The sequence below is a fragment of the Bacillus sp. FSL M8-0025 genome (assembly GCF_037975475.1).
GTDB lineage: Bacteria > Bacillota > Bacilli > Bacillales > Bacillaceae > Bacillus > Bacillus subtilis.
The window spans coordinates 1,017,957-1,036,743 of sequence record NZ_CP150258.1; the positions used below are offsets into that span (position 1 = coordinate 1,017,957).

At 44.2% G+C, this 18,787-nt stretch carries 22 protein-coding genes and 1 pseudogene; 12 read left to right on the forward strand and 11 right to left on the reverse strand.

Annotation, left to right across the window (positions count from 1 at the left end):
• The first annotated feature begins 55 nt into the window (after positions 1 to 55).
• Positions 56 to 1,561 carry a coproporphyrinogen III oxidase gene (locus tag MKX38_RS05270; RefSeq protein ID WP_339188867.1) on the forward strand — a complete coding sequence of 502 codons (1,506 nt, stop codon included), beginning with the start codon at positions 56 to 58 and terminating at the stop codon, positions 1,559 to 1,561.
• Positions 1,562 to 1,578: 17 nt separating this feature from the next.
• Here MKX38_RS05270 and khtU read toward each other — a convergent pair whose 3' ends face one another.
• From khtU to khtS, 3 genes and pseudogenes are all read right to left on the reverse strand, one after another.
• Entirely contained in the window at positions 1,579 to 2,796 is a 1,218-nt protein-coding gene (gene khtU, locus MKX38_RS05275) for a K(+)/H(+) antiporter subunit KhtU (protein ID WP_038428703.1), read from the reverse strand.
• A 6-nt stretch (positions 2,797 to 2,802) separates the two neighbouring features.
• Positions 2,803 to 3,300 carry a K(+)/H(+) antiporter subunit KhtT gene (khtT, locus tag MKX38_RS05280; RefSeq protein WP_003233269.1) on the reverse strand — a complete coding sequence of 166 codons (498 nt, stop codon included), beginning with the start codon at positions 3,298 to 3,300 and terminating at the stop codon, positions 2,803 to 2,805.
• A gap of 63 nt (positions 3,301 to 3,363) precedes the next feature.
• Positions 3,364 to 3,701: pseudogene (khtS, locus tag MKX38_RS05285) on the reverse strand (K(+)/H(+) antiporter modulator KhtS).
• A gap of 164 nt (positions 3,702 to 3,865) precedes the next feature.
• Between khtS and MKX38_RS05290 the strand changes: the two are divergent.
• Entirely contained in the window at positions 3,866 to 4,633 is a 768-nt protein-coding gene (locus MKX38_RS05290) for an enoyl-CoA hydratase (RefSeq protein ID WP_003245167.1), read from the forward strand.
• Between the two features lie 20 nt (positions 4,634 to 4,653).
• On the opposite strand, the gene MKX38_RS05295 is transcribed toward MKX38_RS05290, so the two are convergent.
• Positions 4,654 to 4,839: a YhzD family protein gene (locus tag MKX38_RS05295; protein WP_003233264.1), complete on the reverse strand. Its 186-nt coding sequence runs from the start codon at positions 4,837 to 4,839 to the stop codon at positions 4,654 to 4,656.
• Between the two features lie 126 nt (positions 4,840 to 4,965).
• On the opposite strand from MKX38_RS05295, the gene MKX38_RS05300 reads away from it, so the two are divergent.
• From MKX38_RS05300 to yhaL, 6 genes are all read left to right on the forward strand, one after another.
• Entirely contained in the window at positions 4,966 to 5,862 is an 897-nt protein-coding gene (locus tag MKX38_RS05300) for an ABC transporter ATP-binding protein (protein ID WP_041338159.1), read from the forward strand.
• Positions 5,855 to 7,114, forward strand: a complete 1,260-nt coding sequence (locus MKX38_RS05305) for an ABC transporter permease (protein ID WP_003244912.1) — start codon at positions 5,855 to 5,857, stop codon at positions 7,112 to 7,114. The genes MKX38_RS05300 and MKX38_RS05305 overlap by 8 nt, the downstream gene beginning before the upstream one ends.
• Before the next feature lie 106 nt (positions 7,115 to 7,220).
• Positions 7,221 to 8,447, forward strand: coding sequence for an exonuclease SbcCD subunit D (locus tag MKX38_RS05310; RefSeq protein ID WP_167408021.1), 1,227 nt, complete (start codon positions 7,221 to 7,223; stop codon positions 8,445 to 8,447).
• A gap of 4 nt (positions 8,448 to 8,451) precedes the next feature.
• Positions 8,452 to 11,343 carry a DNA repair/recombination ATPase SbcE gene (gene sbcE / locus MKX38_RS05315; RefSeq protein ID WP_161477113.1) on the forward strand — a complete coding sequence of 964 codons (2,892 nt, stop codon included), beginning with the start codon at positions 8,452 to 8,454 and terminating at the stop codon, positions 11,341 to 11,343.
• 73 nt (positions 11,344 to 11,416) lie between these two features.
• Positions 11,417 to 12,361 (forward strand): 3'-5' exoribonuclease YhaM, encoded by a 945-nt coding sequence (gene yhaM, locus MKX38_RS05320; RefSeq protein WP_003245698.1) that lies wholly within the window; start codon positions 11,417 to 11,419, stop codon positions 12,359 to 12,361.
• Between the two features lie 124 nt (positions 12,362 to 12,485).
• Positions 12,486 to 12,698: a sporulation protein YhaL gene (gene yhaL / locus MKX38_RS05325; RefSeq protein WP_003233252.1), complete on the forward strand. Its 213-nt coding sequence runs from the start codon at positions 12,486 to 12,488 to the stop codon at positions 12,696 to 12,698.
• Between the two features lie 40 nt (positions 12,699 to 12,738).
• On the opposite strand, the gene prsA is transcribed toward yhaL, so the two are convergent.
• Complete coding sequence (gene prsA, locus MKX38_RS05330; RefSeq protein WP_014476317.1) at positions 12,739 to 13,617, reverse strand: peptidylprolyl isomerase PrsA; 879 nt, start codon at positions 13,615 to 13,617, stop codon at positions 12,739 to 12,741.
• A 159-nt stretch (positions 13,618 to 13,776) separates the two neighbouring features.
• On the opposite strand from prsA, the gene yhzE1 reads away from it, so the two are divergent.
• Complete coding sequence (gene yhzE1, locus MKX38_RS05335; RefSeq protein WP_003327753.1) at positions 13,777 to 13,863, forward strand: sporulation protein YhzE1; 87 nt, start codon at positions 13,777 to 13,779, stop codon at positions 13,861 to 13,863.
• A 124-nt stretch (positions 13,864 to 13,987) separates the two neighbouring features.
• Positions 13,988 to 14,074, forward strand: a complete 87-nt coding sequence (gene yhzE2, locus MKX38_RS05340; protein ID WP_003155248.1) for a sporulation protein YhzE2 — start codon at positions 13,988 to 13,990, stop codon at positions 14,072 to 14,074.
• Positions 14,075 to 14,126: 52 nt separating this feature from the next.
• Here the strand turns inward: yhzE2 and MKX38_RS05345 are convergent, their stop codons facing one another.
• Both MKX38_RS05345 and MKX38_RS05350 read right to left on the reverse strand, forming a co-directional pair.
• Positions 14,127 to 14,309, reverse strand: a complete 183-nt coding sequence (locus tag MKX38_RS05345) for a hypothetical protein (RefSeq protein WP_024571667.1) — start codon at positions 14,307 to 14,309, stop codon at positions 14,127 to 14,129.
• A 107-nt stretch (positions 14,310 to 14,416) separates the two neighbouring features.
• Entirely contained in the window at positions 14,417 to 14,935 is a 519-nt protein-coding gene (locus tag MKX38_RS05350) for a DUF3267 domain-containing protein (protein ID WP_256683330.1), read from the reverse strand.
• A gap of 207 nt (positions 14,936 to 15,142) precedes the next feature.
• Between MKX38_RS05350 and MKX38_RS05355 the strand changes: the two genes are divergently transcribed.
• Positions 15,143 to 15,484: a YhaI family protein gene (locus tag MKX38_RS05355; RefSeq protein ID WP_009966921.1), complete on the forward strand. Its 342-nt coding sequence runs from the start codon at positions 15,143 to 15,145 to the stop codon at positions 15,482 to 15,484.
• On the opposite strand, the gene MKX38_RS05360 is transcribed toward MKX38_RS05355, so the two are convergent.
• Positions 15,481 to 16,092, reverse strand: a complete 612-nt coding sequence (locus MKX38_RS05360) for an HTH-type transcriptional regulator Hpr (RefSeq protein WP_003239501.1) — start codon at positions 16,090 to 16,092, stop codon at positions 15,481 to 15,483. The genes MKX38_RS05355 and MKX38_RS05360 overlap by 4 nt on opposite strands.
• 177 nt (positions 16,093 to 16,269) lie before the next feature.
• On the reverse strand, positions 16,270 to 16,626 hold the full coding sequence (locus MKX38_RS05365; protein WP_003245875.1) for a YtxH domain-containing protein: 357 nt from the start codon (positions 16,624 to 16,626) through the stop codon (positions 16,270 to 16,272).
• Positions 16,627 to 16,755: 129 nt separating this feature from the next.
• Between MKX38_RS05365 and MKX38_RS05370 the strand changes: the two genes are divergently transcribed.
• Positions 16,756 to 16,947: a hypothetical protein gene (locus MKX38_RS05370; RefSeq protein ID WP_003233238.1), complete on the forward strand. Its 192-nt coding sequence runs from the start codon at positions 16,756 to 16,758 to the stop codon at positions 16,945 to 16,947.
• Positions 16,948 to 17,020: 73 nt separating this feature from the next.
• Here MKX38_RS05370 and trpP read toward each other — a convergent pair whose 3' ends face one another.
• A complete protein-coding gene (gene trpP, locus MKX38_RS05375) occupies positions 17,021 to 17,539 on the reverse strand; it encodes a tryptophan transporter TrpP (protein WP_119899195.1) in 519 nt (172 codons plus the stop codon).
• A 123-nt stretch (positions 17,540 to 17,662) separates the two neighbouring features.
• Positions 17,663 to 18,742 carry a 3-phosphoserine/phosphohydroxythreonine transaminase gene (gene serC, locus MKX38_RS05380; protein WP_085186356.1) on the reverse strand — a complete coding sequence of 360 codons (1,080 nt, stop codon included), beginning with the start codon at positions 18,740 to 18,742 and terminating at the stop codon, positions 17,663 to 17,665.
• Between the last annotated feature and the right edge of the window lie 45 nt (positions 18,743 to 18,787).

Here is an 18,787-nt window from a genome sequence, read left to right on the forward strand (position 1 = left end):
AGTTTATTTCTGTACACTAAAGAAAGTTTTGAATCTGATAAATTAGGTGATGAAGTTGCAAATTAAAATAGAAGGCATACATGATGACCGCCTGCATCGGCCTCTGCAAAATATTGCAAATTTGTTTTATGAAGAGTGCGAGTTTGCGTATGGCGGAGAGGAGCCCGCAGATTTTGTCATTTCTTTAGCGTTGTCACAAACGGATGAGCATGTGACGGTTTCGGGAGAAGTGAAGGGAACTGGCATAAAGGAACAGCATACAAAAATTTTTTCTCCCGGCATGACTGAAAAAGAAGCTTTTAAGCAAGTGAAAAACACAATTTCTTATGTGTATCTCAATCTTCTTCAGGCGCATACGGGCATTACGCAGAAGTGGGGAATCCTCACAGGAATCCGGCCCACAAAGCTGCTTCATAAAAAACTGCAAAGCGGAATGTCCAAGGAGCAAGCGCATGCTGAGTTGAAAAAAGACTATTTAATTCATGATGAAAAAATCATGCTAATGCAGGAAATTGTTGACCGTCAGCTGGCGGCAGTGCCGGATTTGTACCGAGTAAAGGATGAAGTCAGCATTTATATCGGCATTCCGTTCTGCCCGACAAAATGCGCGTATTGCACATTCCCTGCGTACGCTATCCAAGGACAGGCGGGCAGAGTCGGCTCATTCCTATGGGGACTGCATTACGAAATGCAGAAAATCGGTGAATGGCTGAAGGAGCATGATGTTAAGGTTACAACCATTTACTTTGGCGGCGGGACGCCGACAAGCATTACAGCGGAGGAGATGGATCTGCTGTATGAAGAAATGGTCCGCTCCTTCCCGGATGTGAAAAACATTCGTGAGATTACGGTGGAGGCCGGTCGTCCTGACACGATTACAGAAGAAAAACTCGCCGTTTTAAACAAATATGACATTGATCGGATCAGCATCAATCCGCAATCCTACGAAAACGAAACGCTAAAGGCGATCGGGCGGCACCATACGGTTGAAGAGACCATTGAGAAATATCATCTGTCACGCCAGCACGGCATGAATAATATTAACATGGACTTGATTATTGGTTTGCCTGGGGAAGGCGTGAAGGAGTTCAGGCACAGTCTTTCAGAAACAGAAAAACTGATGCCGGAATCCCTTACCGTTCATACTCTTTCATTTAAACGGGCGTCAGAAATGACGAGAAACAAGCATAAGTACAAAGTTGCCGGCAGGGAAGAGGTTTCTCAAATGATGGAAGACGCGGTAGCCTGGACGAAAGAGCATGGGTACGTGCCTTATTATTTATACCGCCAGAAAAACATTCTTGGAAACCTTGAAAACGTCGGATACTCTTTGCCGGGACAAGAAAGCATCTACAACATTATGATTATGGAAGAGGTGCAGACGATTATTGGCATCGGCTGCGGCGCTGCTAGTAAATTTATTGATCGGGATACAGGGAAAATTACGCATTTTGCGAATCCGAAAGATCCGAAATCGTACAATGAGCGCTTCGAGCACTACACGGACGAAAAAATCAAATATTTAGAGCAGATTTTTGAAAAAACGACAAAGCAGCACTGATTACAGTGCTGCTTTTTTTATCCCTGTTTTTTTGCGGGCTGAACCTCAGGCTTCCATTTAAATACCTTGTTCAGCAAGCGGTAAATTCGTTTTGATTCCTTTGTGACAAGCGGTCCCAAAATCGCCAGAATGAGGACATATAATGCGGCAAACGGCTTTAATGTGGCCGACAGTCCGCCGGCTATCCCGAGATTCGCAACGATAATCGAAAATTCTCCCCGCGATACGATCGTCAGCCCGATATTCGATGAAGCCTTATGAGAAAGCCCTGCGCGTCGTCCTGCCACCATTCCGGCGATAAAATTTCCCAGAATGGTCAAAATCACTGCACCCAACGCAAGCCAAACCGCTTCACCAAGCGAAAACGGATCGATACTGAGGCCGAAGCTGAAAAAGAACATCGCACCGAAGAAGTCGCGAAACGGAACAACGAGGTGTTCAATCCTATCGGAATGCTCTGTTTCTGAAAAGACCAAACCGAGCAGCAGCGCGCCGATTGCTTCTGCTACATGAATCGTCTCTGAAAACCCGGCGATAAAAAAGAGTGCTGCGAAAATGACGATAATAAACACTTCGTTTGAGCGAATGTCCAACAGTTTGTTCAACAGCGGCGGGAGTTTTCTTGCTGCGATAAAAAACAGCAGCATATAACCGAAGGCGATCAAAATGGACAAGAGTGCACTCCCTACGGATGTCGCATCACCTAGCACAAGCCCGGAAACAACGGACAGATATACGGCAAGGAAAATATCTTCAAACATGATGATGCCGAGAATCAATTCGGTTTCCGGATTGGCGGTTCTTTTTAAATCAACGAGCACTTTTGCGACAATCGCACTTGACGAGATTGTGATCACGCCTGCGAGGATGAGGACTTCCAGAAAGGAAAATCCGGTGATAAACCCGTAAAGCAGTCCGAGGCTGAAGTTAATCAAAATATAAATCGTCCCGCCGACCGCGATTGATTTTCCTGATTTGATTAACTTCCCGACAGAGAATTCGAGTCCGAGATAGAAGAGGAGGAACAGTACGCCCATTCGCCCGAAAAACTCGATGATTTCACTGCTTTGAATAAATGTTAGATCAATAATCCCCATTTTCGGCGCGTGCGGTCCAACAAGCATTCCCAGCACAATCAGAAACGGAATAATCGAAAATTTAATTTTATTGGCGATCACACTGGCGATTGCCACAAGGACAAGTGCAGTTCCGACTTCAAATACAAGATGGTCCATCGGGGCTCACACGCCCTCTCCAGAAAGAAAATCGTGAATCAGTTTCTTCAGATGCTTTCTCTCACCTGAGAGGACAAGGGTGTCATTTTCTTCAATAATCGAATCCGCTCCGGGATTTAGGAGCTTTTCCTGGTTGTGTTTGATAATCGCAATAACAGTGACATCGTAATTCTGGCGAACATCAAGCTCACCGAGTGTGCGTCCGATCGATTTGGCGCCTTTTTCGACCTTAAACCATTCAATAATAAGATCGCTGAAGGCCATTTCGATGGACTCCAGAGCTTGCGGTTTATAGACCATGCCCCCGAGAATAGCTGCAATTTGCCTTGCTTCAGAATCATCCAATGAAATATTTGAAAGAAGCTCATCCGGGTCCCGGTCATTAAACCGGTAAATTTCCCTTCTTCCGTCATCATGAATGATAATCGTCATTTTTTCGTGGCTTCTTGTTTCGATTTCAAACTTTTTGCCGATGCCCGGCAGATCGTTTTCTTTAATATTCAATGAAAATCCCTCCGAATGTAGTGTTGGCAGTATGGGGTGAGTTACAAATAAAACTTGAGCAAATTATATTCGGAGGTAATTAGACTGGTATTTGACAGGGACGGCACAAGCCTTTTCCAGCCTGTTTATCAGCGGTTCGTCAAGTGGTTTGACAGAGAGATGCCTGACAGACTGTGCCAGCGGGCTGTACTCTTTGATCAGCTCAGCCGGGTGAATGCTGCCCGGCGACGGCGTTTTTGCCGATTGTGTTTCCTGCGGATATGAGGACATAGGCACATAGCTGTCAGTGCTTGCTTCAAACTGGGAAGGCAGAACCACGTCCGAAGGGGGAAAGTACACCATAAATAAACTTAACAGAAAACTGATCAGCAATTTATCCATGTCCTTTCCTCCCTTCTCATCAAGATATCCCTTCTTTTTCACTATATAAAACTTTATGTTTCCATTCAAACAATATGCATTTTTCAGTATCTATTGACCTTGAAAAATAAAAAGGTTTATTTGGGGATGGCGGGGAATGTATAGGAGAAAGAAAAAAGTAAGCGCATACATGGAGGTGCTTTTAATGGAGTTTGTTCAATATGCATGTAATGGGGCCGTTGCAGAGATTATCCTGAATCGGCCTGATGCCCATCACGCCCTGAATGAACAGATGCTGTCTGAATTGAAGGAGGCAGTCGAAATGGCGGCTGCAAGCGAGGCGCTCATCGTTCTCCTGAGAGGAAGCGGGAAAGGCTTTTCGGCCGGCGGTGATATCAGGATGATGACGTCAGAGCATGACCCTGACCAATTTAAACGGCTGATGGATACGATTGAGGCTGTCACCCTGAATTTATATCAGATGAAGAAAGTGACAATTGCAGCCATTCATGGTGCTGCTGCGGGACTGGGCCTGAGTTTGGCGCTTTGTGCGGACATTGTGCTCGCTGAAAAAAACGCCGTTCTCGCGATGAATTTTATCGGCATTGGGCTTGTTCCGGACGGCGGAGGACATTATTTGCTGAAGAAAAGAATCGGTGAAGCAAAAGCGAAAAAACTGATTTGGAGCGGAAAAAAACTATCTGCCTCGGAAGCTGCCGATATGGGGCTTCTTGATGGGACATTTGCCGGAGACCCTGCCGAAGGCGCAAGACCCATTATCGAAACCCTGTTGGCCTCCCCTCTTTTGGCGATGATCGAAACGAAAGGTATTTTTCAAAGCCTCCAAATTGAAGAACTGAAAAAAGTGCTATCCCTTGAGCGCAGCGCCCAAGAGAGAATGAGAAGGACCAAGGATCACCAAGAAGGAATCCGTGCCTTTTTAGAAAAACGGGAGCCGAAGTTTCAAGCGTAACAGATCAGCCGGAAAGCTGATCATCTGTGAAACAAAATCAGCTTTCCGGCTGCATTGACTAAACGATGAGTATGACTATGAAGCTCTTTTTCTTTTAAGAGGGCTTCACCATGCGTTTTTGCCGCTTCTTCATGTTCTGCCTCGAATTGCTCGTTTACCAGCGTGTTCCCCGAAGGATCAAATACGGTAAGGAAATAATCAGCCATCAGGTTTCTCCTCCATTTTAAGGTTTATCAGTCTTTCTTCATTTATATTCTAAAAAGGAAATCAAAATCCTTTATTATGCTTTATCCAAAATTAGTATATAATGGGTCAGGGAAGGAGGAGATTCAGTGCTTACAATTGATCACGTAACGAAGACATTTGGAGATTATAAAGCCGTTGACGGATTGGACTTAGATATTCCGGAACAGCAAATGTTCGGTCTATTAGGCGCAAACGGAGCGGGAAAAACAACAACGTTTCGCATGATCCTAGGATTATTAAGCATTACGGAGGGCTCAATCAGCTGGAAGGGCCGTCCTGTGAATTATCATATCAGCAACAAAATCGGTTATTTGCCGGAAGAGCGGGGCCTTTATCCGAAAATGAAGGTAAGGGATCAGCTCGTCTATCTTGCCAGATTAAAAGGGATGGAGAAGCGAGAGGCTGTAAAAGAGCTCGGGACATGGCTTGAACGCTTCAATATTACAGATTACGAGAATAAGAAGGTGGAAGAGCTTTCGAAGGGGAATCAGCAGAAAATCCAATTCATTTCGGCAGTTTTGCATAAGCCGGAGCTCCTGATTCTTGATGAACCATTCAGCGGCTTGGACCCTGTCAATGTTGAGCTGCTAAAAGAGGCCGTGATCTCGCTGAAAAACAGCGGTGTTTCTATTTTATTTTCAAGCCATCGGATGGAACATGTGGAGGAGCTTTGTGAGAACCTTTGCATATTGCAGAAAGGAAAACCGGTTGTACAAGGCAAGCTGAAGGAGATCAAGCGCTCCTTTGGCAAAAAGAACGTCACCATTCACTCCGATGACGATCTAAGCTTTTTGCAGTCTCATGAAGGCATTCTACAATGGAAGGAAACGGCCGACGGCGTCAAGCTGCAGATTGCCAATGAAGACATTTCTCAAGAGATTTTTGCGATGCTCCAAGGAAAAGGGTTTATCAGAAAGTTTGAGCTTGAAGAGCCGTCACTGCATGATATTTTTATAGAAAAGGTGGGGGCCGTCTATGAATAAATTTTGGATCATGCTTTCTCATACATACAAAAATAAGATTATGGCAAAATCCTTTATTATTTCGACTGTCATCACGGTGCTGCTTGTTTTAGTTGTAACGAATCTGGAGTCGATCATTTCTTTGTTTCAAGGTGACGATGCGAAAGAAAAAATCGCCGTTGTTGATGAAACAAACGAATTATATCCGGTTTTTTCTAAGCAGCTGAAAGCGGTGGATACAGACGGCGATCTTGATGTGAAGCTGTCGAAGCAATCGGAGGATGAGGTCACAAAGCAAGTCAAAGATGAATCACTCGATGGCATGCTCATCATCAAACGAGATGAAAAAGGGACCATTTCAGGAACATATAAAGCGTTAACGATTTCTGATGAAAGCACGTATCAAACACTGCAGCAGGCGCTGACGCAAACCAAAACAGCTGTCGGAACAGCGGAGCTCGGCGTGTCGCAGGAAACGATTAGCAGCCTTTATGCGCCTGTTACTGTGGGGCAGAAGGCGCTGAAAGAAGGGGCAAAGTCTGAGGAAGAGCTTGGCCAGACGGTAGGGCTTGTTTACATTATGCTGTTCGTCATTTATTTCTCGGTGATTATGTATGCCAGCATGATAGCGATGGAGGTCGCAACCGAAAAATCTTCGCGAGTTATGGAAATCCTGATCTCAAGTATGCCGCCGATCCAGCAAATGTTTGCAAAGCTGCTTGGTATCGGGCTTGTCGGGATCACACAGCTTGCTATTATTATAGGAGCCGGCTCTCTGTCGCTTAAGCTGAACCAAAAGAGCGAAACGGCTTCATCTGTCGGCGGATTCCTTAATTTGACCGACGTATCTGCAACCACTGTCATCTATGCTGTCATTTTCTTTTTGCTCGGATACTTTTTGTACGCGACACTTGCCGCGTTTCTCGGCAGTGTCGTCAGCAGAATAGAGGACGTGCAGCAAACGATCACGCCGATGACGCTTTTGGTTGTCGCCGGTTTTATGATCGCGATGTTCGGTTTGAATGCGCCTGACGCAGGATTTATTACGGTAACTTCGTTTATTCCGTTCTTTACGCCAATGATTATGTTCCTGCGCGTCGGCATGCTTGATATTCCGTTCTGGCAGGCGGCTGTCGGAATCGGAATCACACTGCTCACCATTGTCATACTGGCCGTTATCGGCGCCAGAATTTATAAAGGCGGTGTATTAATTTACGGCAATTCAAGCGCGTTCAAAGCGATCAAACAAGCGCTACGTTTAGCGAAAAACTGATTGGAAAACAGCCTGGGGATTCTCAGGCTGTTTCTTTATTGACAGAACGTGCATTCGCAAGAATTCGGTGCTAAAATAAGGGTACTTCATCCTGGAAAGGAGCAGAATGTTGACTGATCTAACCTTTATTCATGCGGCAGATCTTCATCTTGACAGCCCGTTTTACGGGATATCGCATCTGCCGGAGCCGATTTTTGCCCGGATTAAAGAAAGCACGTTTGCAAGCGTGAGACATATGATAGACGCCGCAGTGAGAGAGCACGTTGATTTCATTTTGCTTGCGGGAGATCTGTTTGATGAAGCCAATCGAAGCTTAAAGGCTCAGCTCTTTTTGAAAAAACAGTTTGAAAGACTCAGAGAGTGCGGAATTTCGGTATACGTCATCTTTGGGAATCACGATCATCTTGGCGGGGAGTGGACGCCGATTGAATGGCCTGAGAATGTCCATATTTTTTCGTCCGCTGTTCCAGAAGAAAAATCGTTTTTTAAAGAAGGCAGGCGCATAGCAAGCATTTACGGCTTCAGCTATCAAGCCAGAGCAGTGACGGAAAACCAAGCCGCCCGCTATCGGAGATCAACTGACGCACCGTTTCATATCGGCATGCTCCATGGCACGCTGTCAGGATCTGAAGGACACGATCCGTATTGCCCGTTTACACATGACGACCTCGTGAAAAGCGGGATGGATTATTGGGCGCTTGGCCATATACATAAACGCCAGGTTCTATCTGCCGAGCATCCGGCAGTCATTTACCCGGGAAACACGCAAGCACGCCATATAAAGGAGACGGGAGATAAAGGCTATTATCTCGTTCATGTGACAAACGGAGATATATCTTATGAATTTCAGAGAGCGCACGATGTCCTGTGGGAAAAAGCGGCGGTTGATGTGACGGAGGCAAAGAATATGACCGCCCTCTTCCAAATGGTGGAGAACACGTTTTCGAAGCTGCGGAAAAAGGGGTGCCCTGTTTGTGTAAGGCTTGTTTTACAAGGAACGGCGCCGGAATGGCTGCTGGAGGCGCCAAAAGGCACCTTGGATGAGTTTCTTGAAGCTCTTCAGGAACAAGAAGCGGAAGAGGAACATTTCGTTTGGCCTCTTAGATTGGACGATGAGACAGAAAACGAAGCAAACCTAACAAACCTTGATCCTTTTTTTGGCGGTTTATTTGAAGACATTGATCGCAGCGATCTGTCAGACGTGCTGGAAGGGCTTGAGCGGCATCCAGTGTATAGAAGGCACGCGGACCGGTTTAGCCAAGAGGAGGTAAAGGAAATAAAAGAGCAGGCACAGATATTATTGAAAAGACAGCTTAAGGTGCTTGATACATGAGGCGGTGACAGCTTTGCGAATTATATCTTTACATATCTACCAATACGGAAAATTTTCCAATCGGACCTTTGACTTTTCCGCCTCTCCTGTCCAAGTCATCTACGGATTAAATGAGGCAGGAAAAACGACGATGATGTCATTTATTGAAAGCATGCTGTTCGGTTTTCCGAAAACGAAAAAATATGAACCGAAAACAGGGGGTGTCTACGGCGGTGTTCTTGAAGCTGAACATCCTGAGTATGGGGTGCTGAAGATCGAACGGACGAAAGGGACTGCCGAAAAACTAAGCGTGTACACAGAAAAGGGCGAAGTAAAGCAGGGAGATGTTTTAAAGCAGCTGTTCCAGGGCACAGACAGGTCGTTGTACAAAGCCATATATTCGTTCGACGTATTCGGGCTGCAGGAAATTCACGCCTTTAATCGGGACAAGATAGGGGAATTTTTGCTCTTTTCCAGCTTGTTTGGTGCTGAAGCCGTATCAAAGCTTGATTCAAGGCTGACGAAGGAAAGCGAAAGGCTCTATAAACCAAATGGGCGAAACCCTCAATTGAATCAGGAGCTGGAAACGCTTAAGCAGCTGGCAGTTAAGCTAAAACAGGCTGAAGCAGAGGAAGCGGGCTATCATCAGCTTCTCGAGGAAAAACGAACGCTTGAAGCCCGCCTTGCAGCCGCGGAAACCGAATTGAAAGAGACGGCGGGACATATCCGAATGATTGAGGGAGCGATTGAGCGAAAGCCGCTGCTAAATGAAAAAGCGACACTCGAACAGGTGATTGCAGAATTTCCGGAACACGCAGGACAATTTCCTGCTGACGGACTGCATCAGCTGGAAAAATATGAATCCCATCTTCACCCGAAATCAGCACAGCTTGAGGCGCTTCGGGTGAAGATGGCGGAGTTGGACAAACAGAGGCAAAAGCTTATCCCCGATAAAGAACTATTGGCGAAAGAAACGCTGATACAAGAGCTTTCGGCAGCGTTTCATATGTACCAATCCTGGGGAGAACAGCTGGCAGCCATTCAGGCACAGCTGCGCCAGACGTCTGCGCAGACAGCGGCAGGGCTGGAACAGCTCAATAAAACGGATGAAAATGAGCTCCTGAATATGAACACCTCATATGATTATGAATGGCAGCTTCAGCAAGCGGTGCAGCAATATGTACAGGCAAGAGACAGAAAACGGCAGCTTGACGAGACGTTTGAACTTGCCCGGCAAGAGCTGGAAGACGCGGAAAAGGCCGTTCGTGCCGCTTCGTCCGCGATTCTTGAAAACAGCCAAAGAAAAGATAAAGAAGCAGCTCTTAGAGCATATGATGAAACACAGGGGCAGCACCAAGAGCAAGCGAAGCTCAGAGAACAGCTAACGTTTTTTGAAAGACAGCAGGCTAAACAGAAAAAGACTGTCATTGCAGCTGGTATGTTGTTCATCGTTCTCTTTTCTCTGCTGCAGCAATGGATTCCCGCCATAAGTTTCGGCGCTGCACTTATTGTGTATTGGCTTGTTTCAGGAAAATCGTCTTCTCGAAACAGCCGAGAGACAAGACAGCCCATGACGGATATTTCACCAGCAGAAGCTGAAATGCTTAGAGAAGCGTTATGGGAGGATGACCGCAATAAGCAGCACCTTCTCACACAGCGTGCAGCGCTCCAGCAAAAAGAGGCGGCGTATGAAAGGGTCATCCAGCAGTTTGAACAGTGGGAAGCCGAAATGGCGCCGTCCTTTACACAGGTTGAGCGTTTTATGAATGAGCTCGGATTTAAGGAAGATCCATCATTTTTGCTTGATGCATACAGCTTAATGAAGGATGTTAAAAAAGAAGTGAAGAAAAAGCATGAGCTGACCATAGAAGCAGGCAGGCTGAAAAAGCACCGGAGAACATTCGAAGAACGCGTCAGTATGCTTCTTCCCGTGAATCAGAGTCAGGATATCTCCATTTCGGACGCCCTTCACACATTGCGGAAAAACATTGAACGTGAAAAAGAAATTGAGAAGCAAAAAAAGGAAATTGAAACAGATATTCATTATACAAAGGAACAGATGCTTGAACTTGAGCAAGAAATACAGTATTTCCACGCACAGATTGAACAGTTATTTGCCGCGGCTGCTGCAAAAGACAGAGATGCGTTTTTTGCCATAGCCGACATCAGCAGGCAATTGAAGGATACGGAGAACAAGCTTCATCACGTAAACGCACAGCTTCAAGGCGGGTACCCGGAGGAACTTGAACTGGCGGATTCCAATACGCTTTCTGAATTGAAAGATAAGCAATTTGTTGAGAATGAAAGAAAAGAGCGGCTGACTGAGGAGATCGAGCAGCTCCGCAGCCAAATCGCACTGCTCTCAGTCAAACAGGAACAATTAGAGGCTTCGGGAATGGTCTCAGACCTCAAGCTTCAAACCGAAATGCAAAAAGAACGTGTGAAAGAAACGGCTAAAAAATGGGCCTCCATACAAATGGTCAAACAGGTGATCAGAAACAAATTGGAGCGGCATAAAAAAATCGAGCTTCCGCGCCTTCTGGAGACGGCAGGAGAATTTTTCCGCCCTCTGACTGACGGAAACTACCAAACCATTTATTTTTCCGAAACGGATGATTCGATCATGGTTATGCATCGCGATGGCACTGTCTATCATGCGGAAGAGCTGTCACAAGGGACGTGTGAACAGCTGTATACAGCGATCCGCTTTGCTTTGGCCGTTACGCGCCAGGGTGAGTCAAAGCTTCCGTTCCAGCTTGACGACAGTTTTGTTCATTTTGATCAGGAAAGGCTGAAACGTGTATTACATGTTCTGTATGATTTATCTGAAGGCGGTAGGCAGATTTTGTATTTTACATGCCATGAGCACGTAAAAGATGCATTTCATAGCAGCCAAATCATCCATTTGGTGTCATAAAAGAGGTTCTATAGCTGAAAATCGGTATGTGATATACTGGTATTATGTAAGATACGGAGGGAGCTTTAATAGAATGGCTAAAGGGATTATGCTACATGAGGTTGGCGAACAGGTGGACCAGTATCTATTGATTAAATCCTCGACGAAAGGGATTGCAAGCAATGGAAAACCGTTTTTGACGCTGATGCTGCAAGACCAGTCAGGCGATATTGAAGCGAAGCTGTGGGATGCCAAGCAAAGTGATGAAGTGACCTATGCGCCGCAGACGATTGTCAAGGTCGTCGGCGATGTTCATCATTATCGCGGACGCACCCAGCTGAAGCTAAGAAATATCAGACCGGTAAGCGAGCAAGAAAACGTCAATATTGATGATTTTTTAGAAACCGCGCCGATTCCGAAAAATGAAATGATGGATACCATCACTCAATATATATTTGAAATGAAAAATCCGAATATCCAGCGAATCACAAGGTTTTTGGTTAAAAAACACGAAGCTGAGTTTATGGATTATCCGGCGGCTACGAAAAACCACCATGAGTTTGTCTCAGGTTTGGCGTATCATGTTGTCTCTATGCTGAACCTGGCGAAAGCAATAGCAGATTTATATCCTTCTCTTGATCGTGATCTGCTTTACGCCGGTGTTATCCTACATGATCTTGGAAAAGTGAAGGAGCTGTCCGGCCCTGTTTCCACTTCATATACGGTTGAAGGCAATTTGCTCGGCCATATTTCCATCATGGTGACAGAGCTTTCAAAAGCTGCTGAGGAGCTTCAAATCGATTCTGAAGAGGTGTTAATTCTTCAGCATTTGATTTTGAGTCACCACGGCAAAGCAGAATGGGGCAGCCCGAAACCACCGATGGTGAAAGAAGCGGAAATTCTTCACTATATAGACAATCTGGATGCAAAAATGAATATGATGGACAGAGCGCTTGAGCGCGTGAAGCCGGGCGAGTATACTGAACGTGTATTTGCACTGGAAAACCGTTCCTTTTATAAACCGACATTTCATAAATAACTTAAAAAGGACTGATGCTGACATATTCAGCTCAGTCCTTTTTGATGCGTCTTTCCCGCACATAACTCGTCTCATTCCCGCATATGGTTAAGAATAAAGAATCTATGCAAAGGGGGAGGAGCCCGTGTTATTTTTTCCGTGGTGGGTGTATCTTTGTATTGTAGGCATCATTTTCAGCGCATATAAACTTGTGGCGGCAGCCAAAGAGGAAGAAAAAGTAGACCAGGCTTTTATTGAAAAAGAAGGACAGATTTATATGGAGAGGATGGAAAAGGAGCGAGAACGCCGCAGTTCTCAGCAGCATGAAGAAGAAAATCAAAACCATTCCATCGCATAAAAAAAGCTGTGCGGCTCAATGAGCCTGCACAGCTTTTTTATTATTTAGAACTGCTTGAAGACGAAGAAGTGCTGTTGCTTGTTGAAGATGTATTAAATGTGTCTTTCAGATCTTTATCTTTTACTTCGATGTCAGCTTTCTTCATAACTTTTTGAACAGCTTCCTGAACAGCTGCGTTGTCATTTAATTTTTGTTCAAGCACTTCAGATTTCAGTTCTTTTTTCATATCATCATATTTGCCGCGTTCTTCTGTCTTTTTAATGATATGGTAGCCGTATTGCGTTTTGACAGGATCACTGACTTCACCTGTTTTTAATTTGAATGCAGCTTTGCTGAATGTTTCGTCCATTTGGCCTTCTTTTGCGAACCAGCCAAGATCCCCGCCTTTTGAAGCAGAGCTGTCTGTTGAGTATTCTTTCGCAAGGTCTTCAAACTTCTCGCCTTTTTTCAGCTTTTTCTCTACTTCTTCAGCTGTCTTTTTATCAGCAACAAGGATGTGGCTTGCACGGATTTTGCCTTTTAAGCCTTCCCAGTACTCTTTGATATCGGCGTCTGTTACTTTGATGTTATCTTTAGCCGCTTTTTGTGTCAGCAATTCATATTTTACTTGTTCTTTCAGGTAATCTTTGCCATATTGCTTTTCGAGGGCAGTATATTGATCGCCAAGCTGCGTTTTGTATTCTTTCAGCTTGTTGTCAATTTCTTTATCCGAAACTTTATACTTCTTGTCCAATACTTTTTCTTGCACTAGCTGTGTCAGTACGCTTGCGCCAGCTGTTTTCTTCATGTTTGTGTAAAGCTCGCCTTTTGTGACATCGCCTGCGTCTGTTTTTGCGATAACTTCTTTGTCGCCGCTGCTGCAAGCACTGAGAGCGAGGATGCTTGTAGCAGTGATAGCTGCTATTGCGATTTTCTTCATTGTTTTCAAACACTCCTAATCATTCCAAATTAAATTACCTATGCGTATCATAACATATTGTGGCTTTCTGTAAAAAGATTTTAAATAAAGGGCATTCGTCTAGTCAAACTTTTGCTGATGACATACTTATATATTGATCAAGAAAAGGAGGTATGTAACATGAGCGGAGGATACTCTAACGGATTCGCGTTGCTCGTAGTACTGTTCATTTTGCTTATCATCGTAGGTGCAGCTTACATCTACTAAGCAGCCCGAGGATCGCTTGCAACATAAGCGATCCTTTATTTTCACTAGCGCCTAATCGTTTCAAACATGAATTGCATAACATGTAATTGGTAAATAAAGCTTATTACAGGAGGTGCTTTTTAAGATGGGTGAAGTATTTGCAGGCGGATTCGCTTTATTGGTTGTGTTATTTATTTTATTGATTATCATCGGCGCTTCTTGGCTGTACTAATCAACATAAAAAAGCATAGCTGCTTAATCAGCAGCTATGCTTTCTTTCGTATTTACACTGTAAAGGAGATCTCCACAAACGAAGAGATCAGTAAAATTAATATAGATACATTAATAAATCGGAATACCTTATCTTGCCGCTCTTCAGGAATCTCTCTGACAAGGCATAATGTATTGGTGAGCCTGTTTATGAAATATAAAATAAACACGGCAGCCACGATAAAATAGAATAAAATGATGGGAGATTCCCCCTCTCTCTGAACTGTCCCATATTACATTACCAAATATTTATTAAAAAAGATAGAATGCAAATTGAAAAATCGCCACCAGCACCAGGGTTTGACTACTTTTCAACAAGAATATCCAAGCCGTCAGCTTCCTGATCAATAAAAGCGGTTTTCGGTGCTTTTATCAGCTTGAGAGCCAGCAGGAAATCAGGCAGACAGTAGCCGGCGTGAATGCCCGAGATCATGCAGAAATAATGAGCGTGATTCGGAAATGCCAGTGCTGCGTAAAACAATACCGGTGTAATCAGAAAGAACGGGCTGACGAGTGAAATCAGCATTGTTGTTTTTGGTATACGTTTCCATGTGCGCATGCGCAATATGTAAAACTTTTTTTCTATTTTTCTTTTTTTGCAGATGATTGGCAGGACATGGATGACTTTATGTACAAATAAAATAACGACGAGCAAACCGCCGAATAAAGATACATATTCATCGCTTAAGCTTGTGCCAGGCCGCAGCAGCTCAAAAGCTAAAAAGGTAGATATAAAAACCAAAATCATAAAACATACAGCAGTTAATATTATGCGAACGGCGCCATAATCCTTCATGAGATTTATGGTCTTCCAGCAATTCATCAAAGTCATCCTTCCATACATCTTGAATAGAATCTCAAAATAATTTACTCCTCCCAAGAGAAAAAATCAATGCTTTTTTAAGAAAAAATATCATCCGGCAGGTATTTTTTTGAAACAAGCAAACAAACTGCGAAATATGGGGTTAGAACTTTCTTCTCAGTGAATTATCAGCTAAAATAAGATTAAAGATAGAAAGAAGTGGTGTGGATGGATTCGATGGATCATCGCATTGAGCGATTAGAATATTACATACAATTATTAGTGAAAACAGTAGATATGGACAGGTACCCCTTCTATGCGCTTCTCATTGACAAAGGGCTGAGCAAGGAAGAAGGGGAAGCGGTTATGAGGATATGCGACGAATTGTCGGAAGAGCTGGCAACACAAAAAGCGCAAGGATTTGTAACCTTTGATAAGCTCCTTGCGCTTTTTGCCGGACAGCTGAATGAAAAATTAGATGTTCATGAAACGATTTTTGCCCTGTATGAGCAGGGGCTTTATCAAGAGCTGATGGAAGTCTTTATCGATATCATGAAGCATTTTGATTAACTGTTTACAGGTTCAAGCTCTTCAGCCGGTTCATCCGCCGCACTGTCCTTTGCTTTTTTCTTCAGTTTTCCGTTTACGCTTTCAAAGTCATTGTCAATATTGGTGAGTGACGTTTCGAAAATTTCCATAAAATCATCGCCGTAGATATGGCGTATCATACACATCATTTCTGCCACTTCAGGAAATTTTCCGAATAAATGATACAAAGGCTGTGACCCTTTAAAAACAGCGTTGCGTGTCGGATCAAATTCCTCAAGCAAGCTCCAGAATACCTCGGTACCTTCCTCAGTCAATTGGACATATGTGTTCCTTTTATCATTCAGCCGTTTGGAGAACCTTAAATATCCCCGTTCTTCCAGCTTTTTTGAAAAGTTGAATGCGGTTGATACGTGCATGACCCCGAACTTCGCGATTTCAGAAATGGAAGCTCCATTCAATTGATACGCAATCCATAAAATATGATGCTCATTAATATTCAGGTCATACGGTTTGAGCCATTGCTGCCAATCCTTCTCGATCGATTTCCAAAGAGCCTTGCTAAGCTGAGCCATTTTCTGGGTGAAGACCAGAGCTTCTTTCACATCATAGGGCGGTTCCACTCGATTCATTACGTCACCTGCTTCTCTTTTTCTTTTTCTCTATTATGCCAATAAAATAAAGATTAATAAAGATGAAAATGTAAGAATTTTTTAATAAATTCACAAACCATTGCGACGGCAGGGTTTTTCGGCCAAAAAAAATACGGGTCCAATTTTGGCCCGCATTTTTTTCTTTTGAATAGGATATTAGTTTTGTAAGGTTTTCTCCAGCTGTCTGATTTTCTCTTCGATATCGGCAATTTCTTTTTGCAGATCCTGCTGGTGAGGCTTGATCTCTTCCTGCCATTTTTTAATTGACGTTTGGAGCTCGCCGCCCACGTCTTTAATAACATCCGTGCTTTCTTTTGCCGCTTTGATCAGCTGGTCTTTTAATGCAAGCCCGTCTGACTTTAAGCGTTTGATTGTTTCTTCAAAAGAATCATAATTGGTTTTCATTTTTTCACGCAGCTGCTTTCCTGAGGAAGGTGCAGTAAGAAGAACCGCTGCTCCTCCGATGATGCCGCCTACGAATAGTCCTGTTAATAGAGAACGTCCGCTCGCCATTACAATCACCCCGTCTTTTTCTTCAAAATAGGATTCATTCAGCATTTTTCATTTTTGTTGAAAGCCTGAACTTCTATACATAGCTTGCTTTATTTTAGCATATTTTTTAAGTGAAAAGGAGGGAGAAGGTTGTCTGTCTTTTTGATTGTATTATCCTGCATCACACTTGCCTTCGCTTCAGGCGCTGTTTACTATATCAAACTTCTCAGCCAGGCTGCTTCTTATCCGCCCAAGAGGGTTATCCGGCAGAAAGCGCTTGTTTGTTCAACCGGAACCGCCTTTACACTATGTCTTATCTTTTTCACAAAACTCCTCGCTTAAAACATGCTGACATGCTGCGGGCGCTCTGTTCAAAAAAACCTCTCCCGGAAGCGGAAGAGGTTTTGTGTGACAATTATTTAGCAGCTTCCATAAAGCTTGAACGCCTTAAAATGGTTTGCACAATCGGATAAATAATGATCATTGAGATTGTATTCAGCACAGCGGCCGGCAGAACAACAGCCGCGAACAATGCGGCGAAACCGCCCGGTAAACCGACGATCAATAAAGCTGACGATAGAAACACAATTCCTGATAAGATGGTCCCGATCACTGTCAGCACAGCGGCTACACCTGTTTTCCGGCTCTTTCTGAACAAGAGAAACAGGGAGAAGAACAGAAACGCTGATACGGGTTTATCAATGATGTTAGGGATCTGTCCGGCTGGAAACGCGGTTGTAAGCGCGGAAATGATTCCGGTCACGATCCCGATGACGAGTACATTTTGCACCCGCGGGAACAGCAGAATGCCCATGAACATCATGATCAGCATCATATCTGGTTTCATGCCGCCTAAAAAGGGCGGAATAATGGAATGAAGCGCTGCGCCGATTGCGGCAAACAGAGCCATAATGACTAACTCTTTTGTTTTCATAACTATGCTCTCCTCTGCTAAGCTTTTGCCCTCCAATAATATGCTCATCATTTATTGCGAAGGCTTTACAGAATGTGTTATGCAAACAGTATACCAAACGAACGGTTTGCATAGCCAGACTTTTTACTCATTTTCCTGCTGGAATTTCTTCATGAACGCAGCTAATTTTTCACAGTCTTCGAGAGAGACCGCGTTATAAATAGAAGCGCGGCAGCCTCCCACCGAACGGTGTCCACCAAGGCCGATCATCTTCGCATCTTTTGCTTTCTGGACGAATGTTTTCGTTAATTCGTCATCCCGAAGCGTGAAGGTGACATTCATGCGTGAGCGGCTGTCTTTTCTGGCATGTCCTTTATAGAAGCCGTTGCTTTCATCAATACAGCTGTAGAGAACCTGCGCTTTTTGTTCATTGCGCTGTTCAGCAGCTTCCACACCGCCGTTTTCCTTGAGCCACTCCAGAACAAGGCTCAGCATATAAATCGCAAATGTCGGCGGAGTGTTGTAGAGTGAATCCGCTTTGACATGCGTGGAATATTTCAAGATTTTTGGGACGTTCGCATTTTCATTTTGCAGCCAGCTTTTTTTCATGATGACTACAGTCACGCCGGAAGGGCCGAGGTTCTTTTGGGCGCCTCCGTAGATCACATCAAATTTGGACACATCGATTTTTCTGCTTAAAATATCGCTGGACATGTCGGCTACGAGCGGAATTGGAGAATTCGGAAACTCCTGCCACTGAGTGCCGAAAATTGTATTGTTGGATGTGATATGTAAATATGCGCCGTCTTTTACATCCGTAAGGTCAACCTCTGGAATATAACTGTAATTGTCTGTTTCACTTGTAGCGGTGATAGACGTGTTCCCGAACAGTTTCGTTTCTGCCAGTGCTTTTTCAGACCAAGCGCCGGTCATCACAAAATGTGCGGTTTTTTCAGGTGTTAAAAAGTTCATCGGAAGCATTGAGAATTGAAGGCTTGCCCCGCCTTGAAGAAACAAGATATCGTAATCTTCCGGAATGCCCATCAGTTCGATTAAGAGGCTTTTCGCTTTTTGGTGCACCGCTTCATACTCTTTGCTGCGGTGGGAAAGCTCCATAACAGACATGCCGGATTCGTTAAAATCAATAAATTCTTTCTGTGCTTTTTGCAGAACTTCCAGTGGAAGCGCTGCAGGACCTGCGTTAAAATTCGTTGTACGTTCCATTATGATCTCTCCCTGTTTTCCACGTTAATGTATAAAATAATACAA